Origin of the sequence: Pedobacter sp. CFBP9032, assembly GCF_034045265.1 — a bacterium.
GTDB lineage: Bacteria > Bacteroidota > Bacteroidia > Sphingobacteriales > Sphingobacteriaceae > Pedobacter.
The window spans coordinates 113,561-131,716 of sequence record NZ_JAXCWE010000008.1; the positions used below are offsets into that span (position 1 = coordinate 113,561).

Consider the following 18,156-nt stretch of genomic DNA (forward strand, 5'->3'; position numbering starts at 1 on the left):
TTAAAATCCCCCCGTTTTTAAATATTTAATTGAATACACAGCTTCCTTTTCAAATTCACCCGCATTTTTAAGATCATAAGTCTGATCTGCCGGGGTGTCTACATCAGGAAAGCGACGAACTGTGCCTGTACGGAATACAATTCTTGAAACCGCTGCTACGGGCTGAAAAGCCAGGCTGGTTAGCGCATCTTTACCATTTACAGTGACAGTGTAAAATCTGGTAAAGGCATCAAGTTTGATTTTGATATCGTAAGCTTTACCAGCCTCATATTTCATAAAATTTTTATAACGCGCACCAGCTTTTGCACTTAATGTTCCAGCGGTATCAAATGTTAACCTTACCGATGCCATTCCTTTCGCATCTTGTAACTCAATTTCAAGAAGGCCGAAATCATTTTGCTTTGGGGTAACCGAAAATGACGTGATGGTTTTTCTGCCCGCCGGGAATGCCCGCTCTGCCTTGGCATAATCGAACGGATCTTTATCTTTTAGCACCAAAGTTCCATCCTCCACTTTTACCGGCGCCCAAAGTGGACTATAAATATTCCATTTCTCTAACGCTTTATCTTTCGGCAATTTTGCAAAATCATCATTAACCGATTCCATCACCTGGCTTACACCTGGTAAAGGAACGGATGAAACCCAAATATCTTCCTTGTTCATGCTATAGGTAACCCACAGCTTCCCATCGGAAGGTTTTCCGTTGCCCTCTATAATTCCGCGAACATATTGCGGACCATATGATTTATAGTTTCCACCATACCGCATCGGCGTAATTTCTCCGTTCAGCAACAATAAATTAGTATAATCCAAACCATTTTTGCTGGTAGAAATGGCCAATGGCCACCTGTATTCTGATGGATTGTATACGGTTGCATAATTGCCATCAGCTGTTTTTTGTCCCCAGATTTTTGCATTGCTGTTAACGAAACCAGGTGCACGAGACGCATTCTCCGGCCAGGTTTTACCGTTATCATTGCTGATTGCGGTAAGGGCATTTTTCCACAAGCCAACCACTCTTCCATCTGGCAAATGGTAATAGCTAAAAGCTTTATACTGTTTTTGCAAAGTAATTAATGGGTCTTTCCGGTCGGCTTCTTCGTTCCATTGTTGGGTCATTAACTTATTCGCCAACAATTCTTTACATGCCGCAACAAAGGCTTTATTTTTACTTTTTGTATAATAAGGGTATTTAGTATTCTGCTCGGAATAACCGGGGTTATAATGAATAAAATAAATTGGTCCGTATTGACCATCTGGCTTAATTTCCCTTACCGCTCTACCAATTCCGTGGCCATCATTTGGATCATCTTTGGCATCGAAGCTGATGGCGTAGAAGCCTAAAACCAGAAATATATTTTTGGTTGAAACATAAAAACCCATCCTTTGATGCATCACAGCATCTAAATCTTTCGCCACATCTGTTCTGCCCGCTTTTGTCGTTCCGTCGGCTATTCTGTAAATTGGAAAAATAACGTCTGGTTTGCTCCAGTTGTAGCCATCTGAAGAAGATTGGAGCAATGTTTGCCCCGGCGGGATGCTTTCCCCTACTTTGTCGCTTAAATATTCTACATAAAACTTATTATTCCAGTAAGCTAACATCGGGGCATGATTGTATGTCCACCCAAAGTTTTCGGCAAGTTCAGGATGTTCCCTGTTTGCCCTGAACGTTTGAATGTTGTGCACGCCCACTACAGGTGTTAACTGGCCATGGTGATAGTCTGCATTTACCAGCGTTGTACCTGTATAACGTACGGTATCCTGCGCATCCGCGGATGATATCGCAAACGCAAATATTAGTGTTAAACAAAGTATTTTAAATATTTTCATATATATTTTACATTTCGTTAGTGCGAGGCACGAAGCAATCTTAAAGCTATGGGTTTATTTATTCCCCATTGGGATTGCTTCATACGAGCAACAAACGACTTATTTATATTTCTTCAACCCCTCAATTACTTTTCGCCTCACTTTAATAATCGTTCCATGTTTATGGCCTTCGGGAATTGAAACCTGAGCAGTTACATCTTTAAAACTTTTAAAATCTGATGTTTTGTAAGCTGAATAAATCTTTTGTCCGTAAGCATCAAAGTAAATCAGCCAATCGTTTTTAACTTTAATTACTGTTGGGCCTTCCGTGAGCTTCGGACTAAAAGTCTCCGAAACATTTTCATAGGGACCTAAGGCATCTTTTGCAAAAGCCACTTTCAAATTTCTATTCGGGCGGGTGTTATCCTTCAAAACCAATACAAAATCTTTTGCTGCCCGTTTCACAATTACGGCATCAATTACACTAAAACCGGGATCTAAAAATAACTTCGGTTCAGAAAATTTGATAAAGTCTTTAGTCGTAATCGCATACATTCTATGGTTATTATCTTCATCTTCTATTCCTTTAGTAAAACGAAATGGAATCGTTGATGCCCAAATAATTACATATTCTTTTTTCTCGCTGTCGTAAAAAATTTCAGGTGCCCAAACATTTACTGTTTTCGGTTCGCTTTCCATTACCGGAAGAAATTTTTGTTCGCTCCAGTTCAATAAATCTTTAGAGCTGGCGTAACCAAAACCTTTATCACCTTTCCAGCTGCAAGTCCAAACCAAATGGAAAGTGCCATCCGGTCCCTGAGCAATCGATGGATCGCGCATGACCTTCTGCGTTCCAATTGCTGGCTTTAAAAACGTCTTTTTAAGATCAGTCCAGTGGTAGGCATCGTAGCTATACAAAAGTCTCAATCCTGCTGTTGCCGGTTCATGGAAAGAAGTGAATATATAAGCATTTTTGGAGCAAGCGCTTAATCCGCAAAAAGCAAATCCAATAATGGCGAGCTGAATTGATGATAGGAACTTTGCTTTAAACATTTCTTTTTTTTTATTAATTTATTCTTTCCAATAGGTTGTTTATTCTTGCTTTGCGGCTATAGTGACTAATCAAACTATTCCTTATCTAACAGCAAGACCCAGTCGTTTCCATATTTTGGTTCTCCCGGCGGATTAAATGCTTTAATTCCTTTGTTTTCAAATGTTCCAATAGGGGTCGTTTTTCCTGTTCGCGGATCGAACCACGATGCCTTCACTTCATCTCCATCTGTTTTTCCCAACTGAACGCTGAAATTACGCCCGGTGTAAGTGTAAAGCATTGCAAACTCTTCCCCTCTTGTGCCAATTACCCGTTCATACTTCTCTCCATTTTTGCCAGCAATCAATGTTTGATCAGGCACGCGGTCGAAATAGGAACAAGACAACATCAAATCTTTAAGGTGCTTCATTTGCGTTGCACCTTCGGCATTGATGGCCGTTGTCCATGGCACTTTCGGGCCATAAGCTGCCCTCTTATCGGTAAGCTTGTACATTTGCATTACCTCGTTATTGCCATAAGTATAACCGAACGCACCTGCAAAAACAGACCAATAGCCATATCTTCTTACATCGGCGGCTGTCCATCGAGGCGCCAGGGTATCGTGCAAACCTTGTGGAATCCCTTCATAAGATGGTTCGCCATCTATTGTTGGCTTGATTGGTTTAAGTTTATAATCCGTTTCTATGTATTTCCAGTTGTCTTCGCCGTAATGCAACTTTTCTTTTGCTGAGGTATCCTGATCATAGCTGCGGTGGCCGGATTGGATCATATCAAAATCGTTCCATTTTTCATTGTGAAACCAGGTAGAGGAACCCGTTCTGCCACGTGGATGGAAGGTAATTAAGTGGTTGGGATCATTAGCGCGTAAAGTCTGACCAATTGCATTCCACACTTCTAAACCATCACTACCTTTAATATCACCACCATTTAACCAAATGATGTTGCTCCGGTTGCGGTATCTTTTAGCCAGAAATTCGGCATAAATTTTCGCCTGTGGCACACTTACTTTTTTCTCTTTCACATTGGTTCCCCAAACCGGAACCAAGGCCATGTATATTCCTTTTTTCTCCGCTAAATCGATGATGTAGTCTACATGATCCCAAAAATCATATGATTTACTGTCTCTAAAATTATTCCCTTCGGTGATGGCAGGCTTTGAAACATCCTTATTGATGATAGACGAATCGCCATAAACATTTACAGAGGGCACCTCATGCAAAACCATCACCTGGATTACATTGAAGCCTTTCTGTTTTCTGTCTTCCAGGTAAGTTTCTGCTTCCTCGCGGTTTAGCTTTCCAAATAGCAACCAGCCTGTGTCTCCTAACCAGAAAAATGGTTCTCCATTTCCCGTCGTTAAATAGCGTCCATTTTCTGAAATGAGTAAACTTTTATCGCCAAAATGTGGCTTTTCTTTACAGCCAAAGGCGAGTAAGCAAGCCACCGAAAGGAAAAATAGTTTAGTTTTAATTGTCATATCTTAAATTTTGTTGATGAGAATTACCTCGTCACCATTTCCAACTTTATCAATTTTTGAGCGGGTATTTCCGTTAATCTTCTCTTGCTTTAACACCTTGCCATCCTTCGGATCTATTACTTTTACGCTGAATTTTCCGCTGAACTTTGTTAAATCGACAGCACTTGCTGCTGAAGATGCGTTGTATAAAACATAAGCTTTACCAGGATTTTCCAAACCGTATTGCTTTTCATTTTTTCCTGCCGGAAGGAAAGTGCTCATGTAAGGGATATCCTTTAGAGCGTCGGGATCTATGTTTTTAACATTAGATAGGGAACCACCTCCCATTAAGATTGCCCATCCGAAACTATCAAAATTGTCTCCTGAATACATCACTGCCTTTTTTGGAAACTTGTTTTTATATTCGGCAACGGCGTGGTAAACTTCCTCAAAAGAAGTTTTCTTTGGTTTAAGCAACCGCGCATGTTGACGAGGGGCCAGGTTTTGTCCACCTTGTGGTGCATAGGCCGTACCATCTGCCTGGTAATGCCAATACCGGATATCAATTACATCCACCACAGCTTCGAGATTAGGATCTGCCAGTATAGCATCCTGAACATCTTTGGTTACACTCAAACCAACCATCGAATGTTTACCTGTTTCTTGTTCCCATTCTTTGATCGTGGTGAGCCAAAATTTCACAAAATGCAACGGACCAGTAAATTCTGCGCCAATTAACTGGATCACACCAGAATTTCCATCAAAATTTTCCAGGCATTTACGGATATATGCCTTATGAATTGCTTTGCGGTTTTCATTGCTGATATCGTAAAACTGTTCTGCCATAAAGATTCTTTTGTCACCGGCATAAGGCACAGGTTCAGGGAACCCCGTATGGTTAATGTTGTTAGCCGTACGCCATGGGAAATCAGCATAATGCGCACCAGCTTCTATAATATTATGTTGAAAATAATTTTCGTGAATGAGCACTAAACCTTTCTGATCGGCGAGATTGGCAAACGCTTTTAGCCTGTCCCAATACCAAAGATTGTATTTGGTAAGGTCATATTTACTTAGGCCATCCCAGGCTTTATCTTGTCCGCTTCTGGCGAACGGCAACTCATAAAATGGCGCCCAAACTTCTCCGTCCATGCGGCGGATCCGTTCGTGGTCATCTCTTCTTCTATCATACCACAAGCCGTAATTATGATCGAGAATCTTTACGGCACCATTTTTCATCGAATCGGTAATGGCATCTAAATCATCCGTTAAACCATTTCCGGCACGTCCGGGTACAAACCTGGTGATGTGGAACTCTGTGTTTTTCAAACCATGCGGCCTTGCACTCCCGTTCCACCATGGCACATCTTGCCGGTTGCCTAAAACGACTTCGGTTCCACGCACCAACCAGCCATTATTGATCGCCATTGCATCGGCCATTGCTGGCTGGGAATTTTTTTCTGATCCAATCTTTTCAATATTTTTCGCCTGACTGCTTTCTAAAGAAATCCGGGTCCGTTCAGGTGCTGCATCAATATAGGCTGATAAAGTTAAGGCCGGTTGAGCAGCAAGTTTAGTTAGTTTTTGAGCCACATCTACAGGCGGACTACTCGAAGCCTCTGTTTCTACCTGGAGGAGGAAAGTGCGCTGATCTATTTCATTACCTACACGATCTTTAAGTTGCGCATAATACAGGCTTCGGGGCTGAATCTGCTCATTAGACATATCCCAATATCCGTTCCCAGAAAATTGTGCCCAGGTTCCAAAGGCCCAGTTTTGTGCAGTTGGTGGCTGATAATTATCTACCCGGGCTGCGCTACATTGCCAGAAAACACTGTTCGCCGCACTCCATCCGGCACCTTGCCCATCCTGACCACGATTAAGATAACTTAAGGCTTGTCCATCAATGTTTACGATATCAAATAACACACCCGATGCCCAGCTATCAATTGTACCACTGAAACTGAAAGGCAGGTAAGACTGGCATTGTACAAATGCATTTGGCCCCGGGGCACAAAAGCCAACAGCGAAATCGTGGTAACCATATTCTGAATATAGCCTCTGGAATAGCGTTTGTTGCCCCATGGTTAAAAAAGTATAGCGACGTTCGCCACCAATTTCTGAGATTGGTGCAAGCGACTTGCAGTCTTCTACGGTAATTTTTTTAGCGCTTTCGAGCACATTCACTGCAGTACCTGCAAAATGCTCAAAGACAACCTGACGAACCCATGCATTTTCTACGTTCTCGAGTGAGATCGCCGTCCAACGGTGATATTCATCTTTAACATTTTCTTTATGATAATCTGATTCGAGTTTTAAGTTTTCTACCCCAGCGTTTGAGATCCGCCCGTTCCATTTGTACTTGGTTACGGTTGCACCTCCAAATTTAGCATCCAAAGCAGTGGTTAAGGGGGCATCCAGGGTAATCGTTGAACCATTTATTGCAGTAATTTTCCGGTCGAAGTGAAGATCTCTTGTACCCGGTTTCCAGCCTAATGCACTTTCGCCGCCACCAAATTCTACAGTTTTAAGGGTTTCTATCCATTCTTTAGTAGACGGACGGTGAATAAACACATTGTCGCCTACTTTAAAGCCTGATACATTTGCCAGGGTAATTTTTTGTGCATTTACCGGAACATAGTTATCGGTGATGGCAACAGGTGCCTCTTCTACTTTATCTTTTTTACCTAAAATTCTGATTACGCCAATCCGGTCTAAACCTTTAGCGAAGATTTTCGTTCCGCGATCGTCCATTCCGCTACCACGAATGACAACACCAGAAGCCGTGATTTTTAATACTCCGCCGACCTCATGAGTACCCTGCGCTAACAATACTGCGCCACGCAATCCATCTTTTCCGATGGGTAATTTGGCTACATAATCGATCGCTGATTGAATGCGTAACGTGGCATCCCCTTCTTTTACAGGAACTACCACCCTTACCACTGCTGATGGAATTGACTTCTCACCGGCCATATAACCTGCATATGAAAAATCCGGAATCCGGTTTCCTTCTGCATCAGGTGTGTAGGCCAGTTTACCATCGTTGCCTTTAAAAATAGGCTTTGGTGGCGCTACAGGTTTTGTTTTTTGTGCAAAAGAGAAACCTGCAAAACAGCATACACAAATCAAGGTTGATAGCAATGTATATGGAAATATTTTAAATATGTGGTTCGCTTTTGACATTAGTTTATAATCGTTTTTCGTTTAGGATCTGAAACCTTGCTCTTTGTTCCTTAATCCTTATTCTTTGTTCCTTAATCCTTGTTCTTTACTCCTTATTCGTTGTTCTTTTCTCCTTAATCCTTATTCTTTGATCCTCAATCCTTGCTCTTTGTTCTTTAATCCTTATTCTTTGCTCCTTATTCCTTGCTCTTTGTTCCTTATTCCTTGCTCTTTGTTCCTTATTCCTTGCTCCTCCATCCCTGCGCGCTGCTACGGCTTTACCTTACGCACATCCACCAAACTATTCAAATAAACTTCAATATTTGAGTAGCCTGATTTAGTAATTTTCATGGCATCAGTTTTATCATTCGGGTTTAATCCGTTTTTAGTTTCATAAGCATCGGGCATACCGTCGTTATCGCTATCAAGATAAGGTTTACCTTTGTATTCCGGGTAACCACCAACTTGTGCGATATCAGAAATAATTCCTTGTTTATAAGAATCTGCTGGCAACCTACGCTTTACATAACTTTGTTTTGCGGGCAATTTTCCATCGGCAATTACTTCAATCTTTCCTGTAGCTACCTGCTTTACCATCCGCGTATCAACTGCATCCCGAACGGGTAAACTTGCGCCAGCATTTGCAAGCACATAATCGTATGCTTCCCTGGTATCGATAATGGAGATTTTGGCCATCGGCAAAGGCTTGGTTGCCCGAATGGAATCCAACAGTTTTTGCATATCGCGTTTGCTTTCTGGCTGAACGCCACCATCCCAATTATTTTTAGTTACCTTTTCGTTTCCTTCTACAATATTTCCGGTTACGTAGGCCTTCCCAAATTCGTTTACAAACCGCTTATCTCTTCCAGATTCTGGTTTCAAAATTCGGTACGCAATAGGTTGACCAACAGGCGTAATGGGTCCTGGCTTATAATAATTATTTACAAAACTATAGAATGAAGCATTATCACCACCATCTGCACTGCGGTTCCACCAGTTGAATACCACGTTGTTGGCGAAACCAAAATCGCCATACATGCCCACTGAAGGATTTCTGGCAATGTTGGAGGCCCAAAGATTTCTCATGAAAGTGGAATTCAGTCCGCCTATGGTGCTTCCGAAAGCATGGTTATAAGTGTCTAAAGCTTCAGAAAAAATCGAATTCTGAATCGTGACATTTACTGTTGGCAATTTCTCTGGCTTTGAACCATCTTTTTTATCGTATACATGGCGATAGATAGACATGTTTTCATCCAGGCCCCAGCTTGCAGAAACGTGATCAATCATGATATTTCCAACCGGGTTACCTCCAATCGCATCATCTCTGCGGGTTACATCAGTAGCGCCACGACGGAAACGCATATAGCGAATGACCACATCATGCGTATTGATCCAAACTGATTCGCCAGCAATACAAACCCCATCTCCTGGCGCACTCTGACCTGCAATAGTAATGTAAGGTGCGCGAATGATCAGCGGTGTTTTTAATTTTATAATCCCGGCAACATTAAAAACAATAATTCGGGCGCCACCCTGCTCGCAGGCTTCACGTAAAGTTCCTTGTCCCGAATCTTCCAGGCTGGTTACCACATAAACCTTCCCCCCGCGACCGCCAAATGAATAGGCACCACCACCTTCCGCACCCGGGAAGGCCACCAATTTCGATTGTGGCAAGTCGCCTGGTTTTGCTGCCCATGGAATATAAGGCTTGCCCTGTTTTGCCTCGGCATCTACAACGGGCTTCACCTTTAAAAACTGCAATTCAGATTTCTCTTCAATACTTTTAAGCAGTGAATCTGCTTTTTTTTCCATGGCCTCCGGAATGACCGGATATTGGGCTGATGCAAAATTTGATACAGCGCTTAAGGCGAGGATGCTAAAAATTGAATTCCAGCTGCGCATTTTAATTCGGTTTTACTGTTGAAACTGGCACTACACTATTTAAATAAACTTCGATATTTGAATATCCGCTTTTCGAAATTTTCGCTGCATCTGAAGCATCTTTAGGATTTAGTCCATTCTTAACTTCGTAAGCATCCGGCATTCCATCATCATCCGAATCTTTGTAGGGCGTACCCTTGTATTCCGGATATCCACCTACCTGACTTACATCAGTGATGATACCTTGTTTATAAGAATCTTTTGGTAAACGGCGGTGTTCGAAATCTTTTTCCGGCAATTTTACGCCTTCGATAAAGTCTATTTTACCAGTTTTCACTTGTTTAATTACACGGGTATCAACAGGATCCCGCTTCGGTAAATTTGCCCCAACGTTGGTTAGCACATATTCTTTTGCTGCTAAAGTAGGAAGAATGGTGATTTTTGGCATTGGAAAAGGTTTCTTCACGCGCATCGCAGCAAAATACGGAGATGCCTGTTCGAAGGTCATCAACTCCCCTTTTTTATTTTCCAGCTGTACACCGCCATCCCAGTTATTTTTAGTTACTTTTTCATTTCCTTCGATGATATTTCCTTCCACATAAGCCCGTCCGAAAACAACATATGGCAATTTACTGCGGCCAGATTCCGGTTTTAAAATTCTATAGCTAATCGGCTCCTTTAAATTCGTTACCGGACCAGGTTTGTAATAGTTATTTACAATATTAAATAAGGCCGTATAATCTCCACCATCCGTTGAACGGTTATTCCAGTTGAAAACTACGTTGTTTGCAAAGTTGAAAATACCATTCCAGCCGATAGATGGATTTCTAGCGCCATTATCTGCCCAAAGATTACGCATAAACGTACAGTTTTCCCCACCTAGTGTACTACCGAATGCATGGTTCCAGGTATCTAATGCTTCAGAGAAAATAGAATTTTGAATGGTGATGTTTACCGTTGCCAGTTTATCTTCGATTTTACCTGTACTATCATTATACATGTGGCGGTACATTGACATGTTTTCATCCAATCCCCAGCTGGCAGAAACGTGATCGATCATGATATTTCCTACCGGATTACCACCAATGGCATCATCACGACGGCCAACGAAAGTTTCCCCTCTTCTGAAACGCATGAAACGAACAATCACATCATGCGTGTTTAACCAAACTGATTCACCAGCTACACAAACGCCATCACCTGGCGCTGTTTGCCCTTCGATGGTAATATAAGGTGCACGAATAATTAAAGGTGTCTTGATTCTGATGATTCCGGAAACATTGAAGACGACAATTCTCGCACCGCCTTGCTCACAAGCCTCCCGAAGCGAACCAGGGCCGCTATCATTCAGATTTTTAACCACAATTACCCTTCCCCCTCTACCGCCGAAACTATAGGCACCACCACCTTCAGCACCTGGAAAAGCCAGCAATTCTGACTGTGGCAAATCTGTAGGACGGGCGGCCCATGGAATATAAGGTTTTCCCTCTTTTTCTTCCTTCAGGATAATGGGCTTGGCTTTTTCCCAGGCAATATCAGACTGACGATAAGCTTCCTTCATCATAGAATCTGATTCCTTTTTTACGTTTTCCGGAATTTTTGGATATTGGGCAAAGGCTGAACCGGCTGAGAGCATTAATGCTGCTGAAAACAGCAGATTTAAAAAGTTCTTTTTCATTTGTGTTTTGCGCGTTGGAGAAAGAAAAGATTGAGGTTGATAAATTCTTCCGGGTTTATTAATTAGTCGAATCTACCGTTTTGGCTCATTTCTTTGATCAATCCTGGTTATAAGTTTTTGGTTAGAAATACATTATTTTTGAGATGCTAATCTAATTTTCAGCTATTGATTATCCAATTTAAAAAGTTGAATAATGCTATTTCCAGGCATTTTAAATAATATTTTATGCCTTCGTAGCTGAGTTACAAGATAGAGATAATATTCATATATAAATGTAACATTCTTGAATAAAAAAAAGAGGATTGCACTCGCTGCGCTCCTCTTCCAAACCAAATATATAAATCGAGATTGCGCTAACTTATCTCAATGCATTAAATCAACTTTATTTTAGCGGGTCGAATGTGCCCATTCCTTTCAAGCTATTCCACCCGGTTGTTTGTTCTAAATATGGCGATGAACTCAAAATATTTTCGTTTAAGCCAAAGAAATAATATTCAGGATACCATTTAAATTTCCAGTCGGCTGGGTTCGTTCTGTCTAAATCATCCTTCTCGGTAATCACAAAAACGTTATCGTACAGATAATCTAAATAAGCGTTATAGTTTGCACTACCATTTGCGGTTGGATAAGTGGCCGGATCACGATCAGCAATTGGTGCATTTCCGGTAGCAGGTTTAATTAACGGATCTGTGGTGCCTACATATTTTGCACCTGCCACAGATTTTACCGTAATAAAATAACCCGTTCTTCTCGTACCATTTAATGGTTTGATGCCTAAGCGAGCAGCTGTTGGTGAATTTTCTTCAAACAACATCCACCGCCTCAAATCAAAAAACCGCTTGCCTTCATAAGCAAATTCGATATTTCTTTCTTTTAAAACCGCAGAAAACAATTGATCTCTGCTGGTTGCTCCTGCCAATCCATAAGCACCATCCAGGTTTTCTACACCTGCCCGTTCTCTGATCGACTTAACCAATTCAAAACCTTCGCCGAGTTTATTTGCACCTATGGCAGATTCAGCAAGATTTAACACCACTTCAGCGAAACGCATTTCCATAAAGTCTGTTCCGCTTTGCTGAAAGTTACCCAGCGAGTTAGAAGCACCCGGATCTGTTGCTTTGCTGATGTACACTGCACTGGCGTTTGCGCCTTTTGTTTCCGTTGTTAAACTTGGAATTGCTTCCGTAGCATTTCTATACCATTTATAAGTCCATTGTTTAAAAGTGGTATTCCCGGCGTAAGGCCATATTGCACCATTGTAAACAAACGTTTTGTAGAAACGGGGATCCCTGTTTTTATAGAATTTCTTTGCATCGTAAGGATAGGTAGTAGATGCACCTGGCATTTTACCATCTCTCATCGGGAAGGCATCTACAATTTGTTTTGTTGGAGAAAGAGATCCGGCTCCGTTAAGGTCTTTCGATCTTGCAGCCTGCTCCCATCCATTATTTTTAGTTGTATTTCCACCAATGGCCAGGTTATTAAAACCATATACAATTACCGCTTCCGGATTGTTTACCTCAGAGAACCACATGTTGCCCCAAGCTACGCCATTTGCAGTACCGCCCGTTTTAAATAAACCACCTCCGTTTGCTTCTAATAAAGTTTTAGCGGCTAAATTGGCCTGATAGGCAGCTTCCCAACGGGTAATATCATCAGTACGGTTAAACAACGGACTCGCCCAGGTTAACAATACTCTACCCTTCATTGCTGCACACGCACCACTGGTAATCCGTCCCCAATCAGAATTGCCCCATTTACCTGGTAACAACGACTGCGCCATATCTAAATCTGCAATAATTTGTTTAATACATTCAGAACTGGAGCTTCTTGGAATTTGCAAAGAGGTTCCATCTTCGGAGATGGGATCTTGTGGCGTTAATGCCAGCGGCACACCACCATATAAACGTACCAAATCAAAATACTGCCATGCTCTCCAAAAGTACATCTGCCCTTTTAAGCGCTTTCTAACATCTTCCGGCAGGCCATATTTATCAATTTCAGTAATGAAAATATTAATCTGTTTTAAACGTGTATAGGGATTATTTACCACACTTGTGGTCAGTCTAGCGCCAAAATAACTCAAGGCATGGGTATTGGTATAACTAATGGTTGCCCAGATTTTATTAAAATCTGTTTCGCCGGCAAACTCGTCTGTTGTTCTTGCAAACGTATCGTTATTCGTAGCTAAATTCCAGGATAGCGACTGTGCATTGTTAGCTGGCAAAAACAAACCGTAAACGTAATCTACGTAACCCTGGGCCAAGGCTGCATCTTTAAAAACTTCTTCATTATATCCAGCCAGATCTCTCTTTTCTTCAAGAAAAGAATCTTTACAACCAGAGGCAAGTACAACCACAATTGCGATTAAACTTAATATCTTATTTCTTTTCATCTCTATTATTAGATTATTGAATTACCATTTTTTTTATCCGGTTATAACGTAAGGTTAAGGCCGAAAGAAAGTGTTCTTAAATTTGGATAAGCATCCCATGCACCATCAGGACCTTTATAAGTATATGGGTTATAAAGGTTAACCGGATTTAAGGCGGAAACGAATACCCTTGCATTGTTAATTTTCAATTTTTCTACAATTGTTCTTGGTACGGTGTAGTTTACATTGAAACTTGGTATGCGAATTCTGAAAGCATTTACCTTATAAAAATTAGAAGTAGGTGTTAAGCTGATATCTGCAAAATTCGGATTCGGCATGGTTCCATTCGGATTAATTACCGGATCATAAATATTTCCCCAGATGTTGGGTAAGCTGGTAAAGTTCCTGGCGATAGAAACGTTCAAAGCTTTTCGCTCATCTATTTCTGCCCATCCACCAAATGAACCTGCAATTACTGCATCTACACTGAAACCTTTATAACCTGCTTTCAAGGTAATTCCGAATCCATAGTGATTGGTTGCCTTTCTGGCCAACTGAACCTGGTCATTCTCATCAATAATACCATCTGGTGCACCAAATGTTCCGTCAGACTGCAACTGGCCTCTCACATCTCTGTAATAAAGCGTTCCAGGTCTTAACTGCGCTACTGGTGTACCGAATACCTGCGTAATTTTATATTGATTAATATAGTTAGTAACCTCATCCTGCGTTTTGAACATTCCAAGATAATCATATCCCCATTTACCGTTATCTGATGATGCGTTTGGCTTAGCCAACCATGGTTTTAAGTTGTCGTTTGCATTAAAATTGCTCACTTTCACTTTATCATCACTCCAGCCAAAACGGGCACTTACGCCATAATTAAATTCAGAGCCAATTTTATCATCCCATGAAATACCAAGCTCGTAACCAAAGAAATCTGCTGATCCGAAATTAACCGAAGCTACTGTACCACCGATAGTTACCGGAAGACTCGCAGTTGGTTCGATCAAAATGTTTCTGGCCATATTATAATAACCCTCAACATTTACGCTTAAGCGATTTTTAAGGAACTTTGCGTCAATACCAACGTTATTTTTGTATTCCGTACTCCAGGTTGCATCTCTGTTAGGTGCTGCTTCCATCTTGAAACCAGTTGTAGAACCTGTATTGCCACCAAATACGGCACCTTTTCCATCCTGGAAGGTATAGCGCTGACGCCATAACCAGGGTTTGGTTTGATCATTACCCAAAACACCAAAGGCATATCTCAATTTCAGGTAATTAATTGCAGGCACTTTGAAAAAGCTTTCTTCTGAAAGCACCCACCCTACAGACCCTGAATAGAATTTACCCCAGTAATTTTCAGGTGCAAATTTCGTGGATGCATCAGTTCTGAATAAAAACTCTGCCAGGTATTTGTTGGCGTAAGCATAGTTTGCCCTACCGACATAAGATAATGTTCCGGCTTCGTTCGCTGTTGTTGAGCCATCAATTGCACCCGTTGCAGAGTTGAACTGGCCATTAGTTGCGGCTATCGGACCCGCTTTAAAAACCACTTGCTGACTGTTTTCTGATTCAGATTTTTCTACCGTAAACAAACCACTTACTGAGTGCTTGCCAAATTCCCTTGCATAGTTTAATACAAAGTTTGTTTGTTCACTTTTTTGATTGGTATTGGAATAATATAAACGATCTCCGTTAGTTACCCTTAACGGACTCAAAACCGTAGCGCCTTCGTAAATATGTTTATTCTCGCCTAATCTGTTAAATTCATAAAGCGTATAAAAAGTACCAATCTGGTCGCCCACGGAGTTACCGGTATTTCTGGCGTAAGCCATTCTTGCTTTTAATCCTTTTACAAATGGCAACTCATATTCTGCATAACCGTTTATGGTGAACAGATTTGATTTTGTTGTCGCCAAGTTATTTAAGCGATTTATTTCCTCGAAATGATACCTGGATAAATCATTGGTTGTTCCGGGTAACTTAACCGGTAAACCATTAATATAATCTGGCACATACCTTGGCGCAAGCAAAAGATTTTTGTAATCATCTTCCGTTCCCTCGCCCGCTACCTTATTAAAGGTTTTTACCAGATCTCCGTTATTGCCAGAAACCTGAAGACCAACTTTAAAATTGGTAGTTACCGTAACATCGGTACCGGCCCTGAAATTCCATCTATCGTAATTTAATGTTGCTAAGTTTCCGGTTTGTTTATTATAGGATGCATTGGCGAAATATGTTGCACGATCTGCACCACCACTAATACTTAAAGTATGGCGCACATCATATGCCGACTTCCAGGCTTCTTCCAGCCGATCATAATCGATCCCTTTGAAATGCTCCAATTCATCTGGTGTGAAAAAGTTATCCACTCCCGGCTGTCTGTTTCCGCCATTCGGACCATTCATAATGTTCATGTATTGTCCAAATTCATAAGCACTCATCATTTTTGTACGATAAGCCTCATCATTTACCGCATAAGATCCGCTATAGCTTATTCTTGGTTTACCAGTTTTACCGCGTTTAGTGGTGACCAAAACTACTCCATTGCCACCGCGTGTACCATAAATAGCTGCCGAAGCATCTTTCAGGAACGACATGCTTTCAATCTCCGACGCATCGAGGTTTCCAAAATTGGTCGCATCTGGCTTACCCTGTCCATCAATCTGGATTACCCCATCTATTACGTACAACGGATCAGTGCTACCACCATCTTTAGAGAAAATATTATTGGGATTTCTGATGGTAATTTTAGCTGGAACACCCGGACGGGCGATACCGCCACTCACACCAACACCAAGCAAACGACCGCTTAATGCAGCAGCAACGTTTGTACCTGGCAAATCTTCAATTTCTGAAGCTTTAATATCCACAACTGCTCCGGTTAAAGAAGTTCTTTTCTGGGTTCCGTAACCTACCACCACTACATCTTCCAGGTTTTTATTATCTGATGTTAACCTCACATTTACAGCCGTTTGTGTACCTACCGTAATTTGTTGCCTGGCGTAGCCGATGTAAGAAAACACCAAGACATCAGTATTGCTTTTTACCTGGATGGTGTAAATACCATCGGCATTGGTGCTTACATTACTGGGCATACCTTTAATGCTCACATTTACTCCCGGAATTCCCTGCCCATCTGACTGATCGACAACCTTCCCGGTCACCTTTCTTTCCTGAGCAAACAGAATTGTACTTGCTACGATCATCAGTAGTAAGGACAAAGAAATTTTGCGTAAAAATTTTAAGTTCATTTTTATATTTTGGTTAGTTGGTTATTCAATATTAGTCAGCTTGGCTAAACTCACAATTCAGAACTGGTTTATTTCTGTCGGTAAATTAATGGCTACTCAGTATGAAATTGCTTTTTAATTTCTTAGAAAAAATGATGTTTATATATCCGATCAATAAATCTTTATATAACATGGGATCAATGGCTCATCTTAATTCTTTGCTTACATTTTTTCTGGTTAGAAACTTAATTTTAAAAAGCAGTCTCAAGCTACAAATTCAATCAGGCGATCACGTACATAATCAAACCTTTAAAATATCAGCATAAAGAAAACTATTGTTTTAAAACTAAGATCCAAGGTAAGAATAAAATTCATATATAAATGTAACATTCTTAAATAAAAAAGTGTAAAAAAATTGGGAGATGATTTTTCACCTCCCAAACGAATGTTTAATTCGCCTCTGCCTTAGCTTTACGCCTTTTCTCCCACTCAATACCTTCCTTTTTTAAATCATAGCCGGCAGCAGAGAGGTAATTATTAATTCTACCTTTATACTTCCCAAACCAGGCATGCTTTTTATCTGAAGATTCTGCATCTATGGCATGTTCCCTCGCCTCTGTTAACCAAGCCAGGATTTGTTTTTTCTGATCTTCTGTTAAGGTTAAAATTTCTTCCTGATAAGCTTTATAGGTAATTGGCAATACATTATAAGTCATACCGTTTTTTACTAAATCTATCTGCTCATTAGTCAGTTGAGCTGAAAGCCTGGCTATATATTTTTTATGAAGCTTACTTAACGCAGTTTCGGCATTGCGGTTTTCTTTTGCTAAAGCCGAGTCGCGCTCCACTTTATTTTCTTTTTGCACTTCTTTTATCTGTTTCACTTTCAAATCTCTCGCCGAATGGATGTTGTTCAGATCACTATATTGATTTTTGATGATATCCCTAACCTTATCAGATTTCCGCTGATCAGCAATACCTAAACCAACTACTATTTTGTCTGCTCTTTCAGTAATTGTTTTTTCATACTTTAATTTCTCTTCGGCAGTTATTTGCTGGGCAAAAGTTGCAGTTACAGTGGTAAGGGTAAGCAACAATGTTAAGATTGATAATTTCATATTTGGTTAAATAATTTATTAAAAGTAAGCTATATAAAGTAATCGTCAGTGTCAGATCAAATCAATCAAATTAGATTTCAAATTTAGAAATCTGACTTCTAAGACAGACAATTTACTCGACTAATTTTTCAGAAAAAACAGGATTTATTTTTGCACTCATAATTTATTAATGAACAAATAATTTATATAAAAATAATTTGTAAGTTTTATATTTGGTTAATCTCCCGAGGGGCTTATACAAAACTGAACAATCAAAAATACTATTTTATGATGCTTTTTATCCAATTATTGTAGGATATTGGCATAACAATTTAATTTAACACCTATTATTTACAAGATTTACATACGATAGGTGAAATAATGCTAACCAAATTTCTATTCCGAT

9 protein-coding genes are annotated in these 18,156 nt (G+C 40.5%); all 9 read right to left on the reverse strand.

Annotated elements, in window-relative coordinates; all coding sequences use genetic code 11:
• Complete coding sequence (locus tag SOM16_RS15525; RefSeq protein ID WP_320464912.1) at positions 1-1,830, reverse strand: six-hairpin glycosidase; 1,830 nt, start codon at positions 1,828-1,830, stop codon at positions 1-3.
• A 99-nt stretch (positions 1,831-1,929) separates the two neighbouring features.
• Complete coding sequence (locus tag SOM16_RS15530; RefSeq protein ID WP_320464913.1) at positions 1,930-2,862, reverse strand: glycoside hydrolase family 43 protein; 933 nt, start codon at positions 2,860-2,862, stop codon at positions 1,930-1,932.
• A gap of 74 nt (positions 2,863-2,936) precedes the next feature.
• Positions 2,937-4,337: a glycoside hydrolase family 140 protein gene (locus SOM16_RS15535; RefSeq protein ID WP_320464914.1), complete on the reverse strand. Its 1,401-nt coding sequence runs from the start codon at positions 4,335-4,337 to the stop codon at positions 2,937-2,939.
• Between the two features lie 3 nt (positions 4,338-4,340).
• Positions 4,341-7,502 carry a DUF6298 domain-containing protein gene (locus SOM16_RS15540; RefSeq protein WP_320464915.1) on the reverse strand — a complete coding sequence of 1,054 codons (3,162 nt, stop codon included), beginning with the start codon at positions 7,500-7,502 and terminating at the stop codon, positions 4,341-4,343.
• Between the two features lie 249 nt (positions 7,503-7,751).
• On the reverse strand, positions 7,752-9,383 hold the full coding sequence (locus SOM16_RS15545) for a polysaccharide lyase (RefSeq protein WP_320464916.1): 1,632 nt from the start codon (positions 9,381-9,383) through the stop codon (positions 7,752-7,754).
• Position 9,384: 1 nt separating this feature from the next.
• The gene (locus tag SOM16_RS15550; RefSeq protein ID WP_320464917.1) at positions 9,385-11,040 is read right to left on the reverse strand and encodes a polysaccharide lyase; all 1,656 of its coding nucleotides are present in this window, start codon (positions 11,038-11,040) and stop codon (positions 9,385-9,387) included.
• Between the two features lie 382 nt (positions 11,041-11,422).
• Entirely contained in the window at positions 11,423-13,435 is a 2,013-nt protein-coding gene (locus SOM16_RS15555) for a RagB/SusD family nutrient uptake outer membrane protein (RefSeq protein ID WP_320464918.1), read from the reverse strand.
• A gap of 41 nt (positions 13,436-13,476) precedes the next feature.
• Positions 13,477-16,674 (reverse strand): SusC/RagA family TonB-linked outer membrane protein, encoded by a 3,198-nt coding sequence (locus SOM16_RS15560; RefSeq protein ID WP_320464919.1) that lies wholly within the window; start codon positions 16,672-16,674, stop codon positions 13,477-13,479.
• A 428-nt stretch (positions 16,675-17,102) separates the two neighbouring features.
• A complete protein-coding gene (locus SOM16_RS15565; RefSeq protein ID WP_320464920.1) occupies positions 17,103-17,771 on the reverse strand; it encodes a DUF3826 domain-containing protein in 669 nt (222 codons plus the stop codon).
• Positions 17,772-18,156: the final 385 nt, after the last annotated feature.

Bases quoted from the DNA above. Each gene is read 5' to 3' on its own strand.
- SOM16_RS15565 (WP_320464920.1), bottom strand. From the start codon at position 17,771: ATGAAATTATCAATCTTAACATTGTTGCTTACCCTTACCACTGTAACT.
- SOM16_RS15545 (WP_320464916.1), bottom strand. From the start codon at position 9,383: ATGCGCAGCTGGAATTCAATTTTTAGCATCCTCGCCTTAAGCGCTGTA.
- SOM16_RS15560 (WP_320464919.1), bottom strand. From the start codon at position 16,674: ATGAACTTAAAATTTTTACGCAAAATTTCTTTGTCCTTACTACTGATG.
- SOM16_RS15555 (WP_320464918.1), bottom strand. From the start codon at position 13,435: ATGAAAAGAAATAAGATATTAAGTTTAATCGCAATTGTGGTTGTACTT.
- SOM16_RS15535 (WP_320464914.1), bottom strand. From the start codon at position 4,337: ATGACAATTAAAACTAAACTATTTTTCCTTTCGGTGGCTTGCTTACTC.
- SOM16_RS15525 (WP_320464912.1), bottom strand. From the start codon at position 1,830: ATGAAAATATTTAAAATACTTTGTTTAACACTAATATTTGCGTTTGCG.
- SOM16_RS15530 (WP_320464913.1), bottom strand. From the start codon at position 2,862: ATGTTTAAAGCAAAGTTCCTATCATCAATTCAGCTCGCCATTATTGGA.
- SOM16_RS15540 (WP_320464915.1), bottom strand. From the start codon at position 7,502: ATGTCAAAAGCGAACCACATATTTAAAATATTTCCATATACATTGCTA.
- SOM16_RS15550 (WP_320464917.1), bottom strand. From the start codon at position 11,040: ATGAAAAAGAACTTTTTAAATCTGCTGTTTTCAGCAGCATTAATGCTC.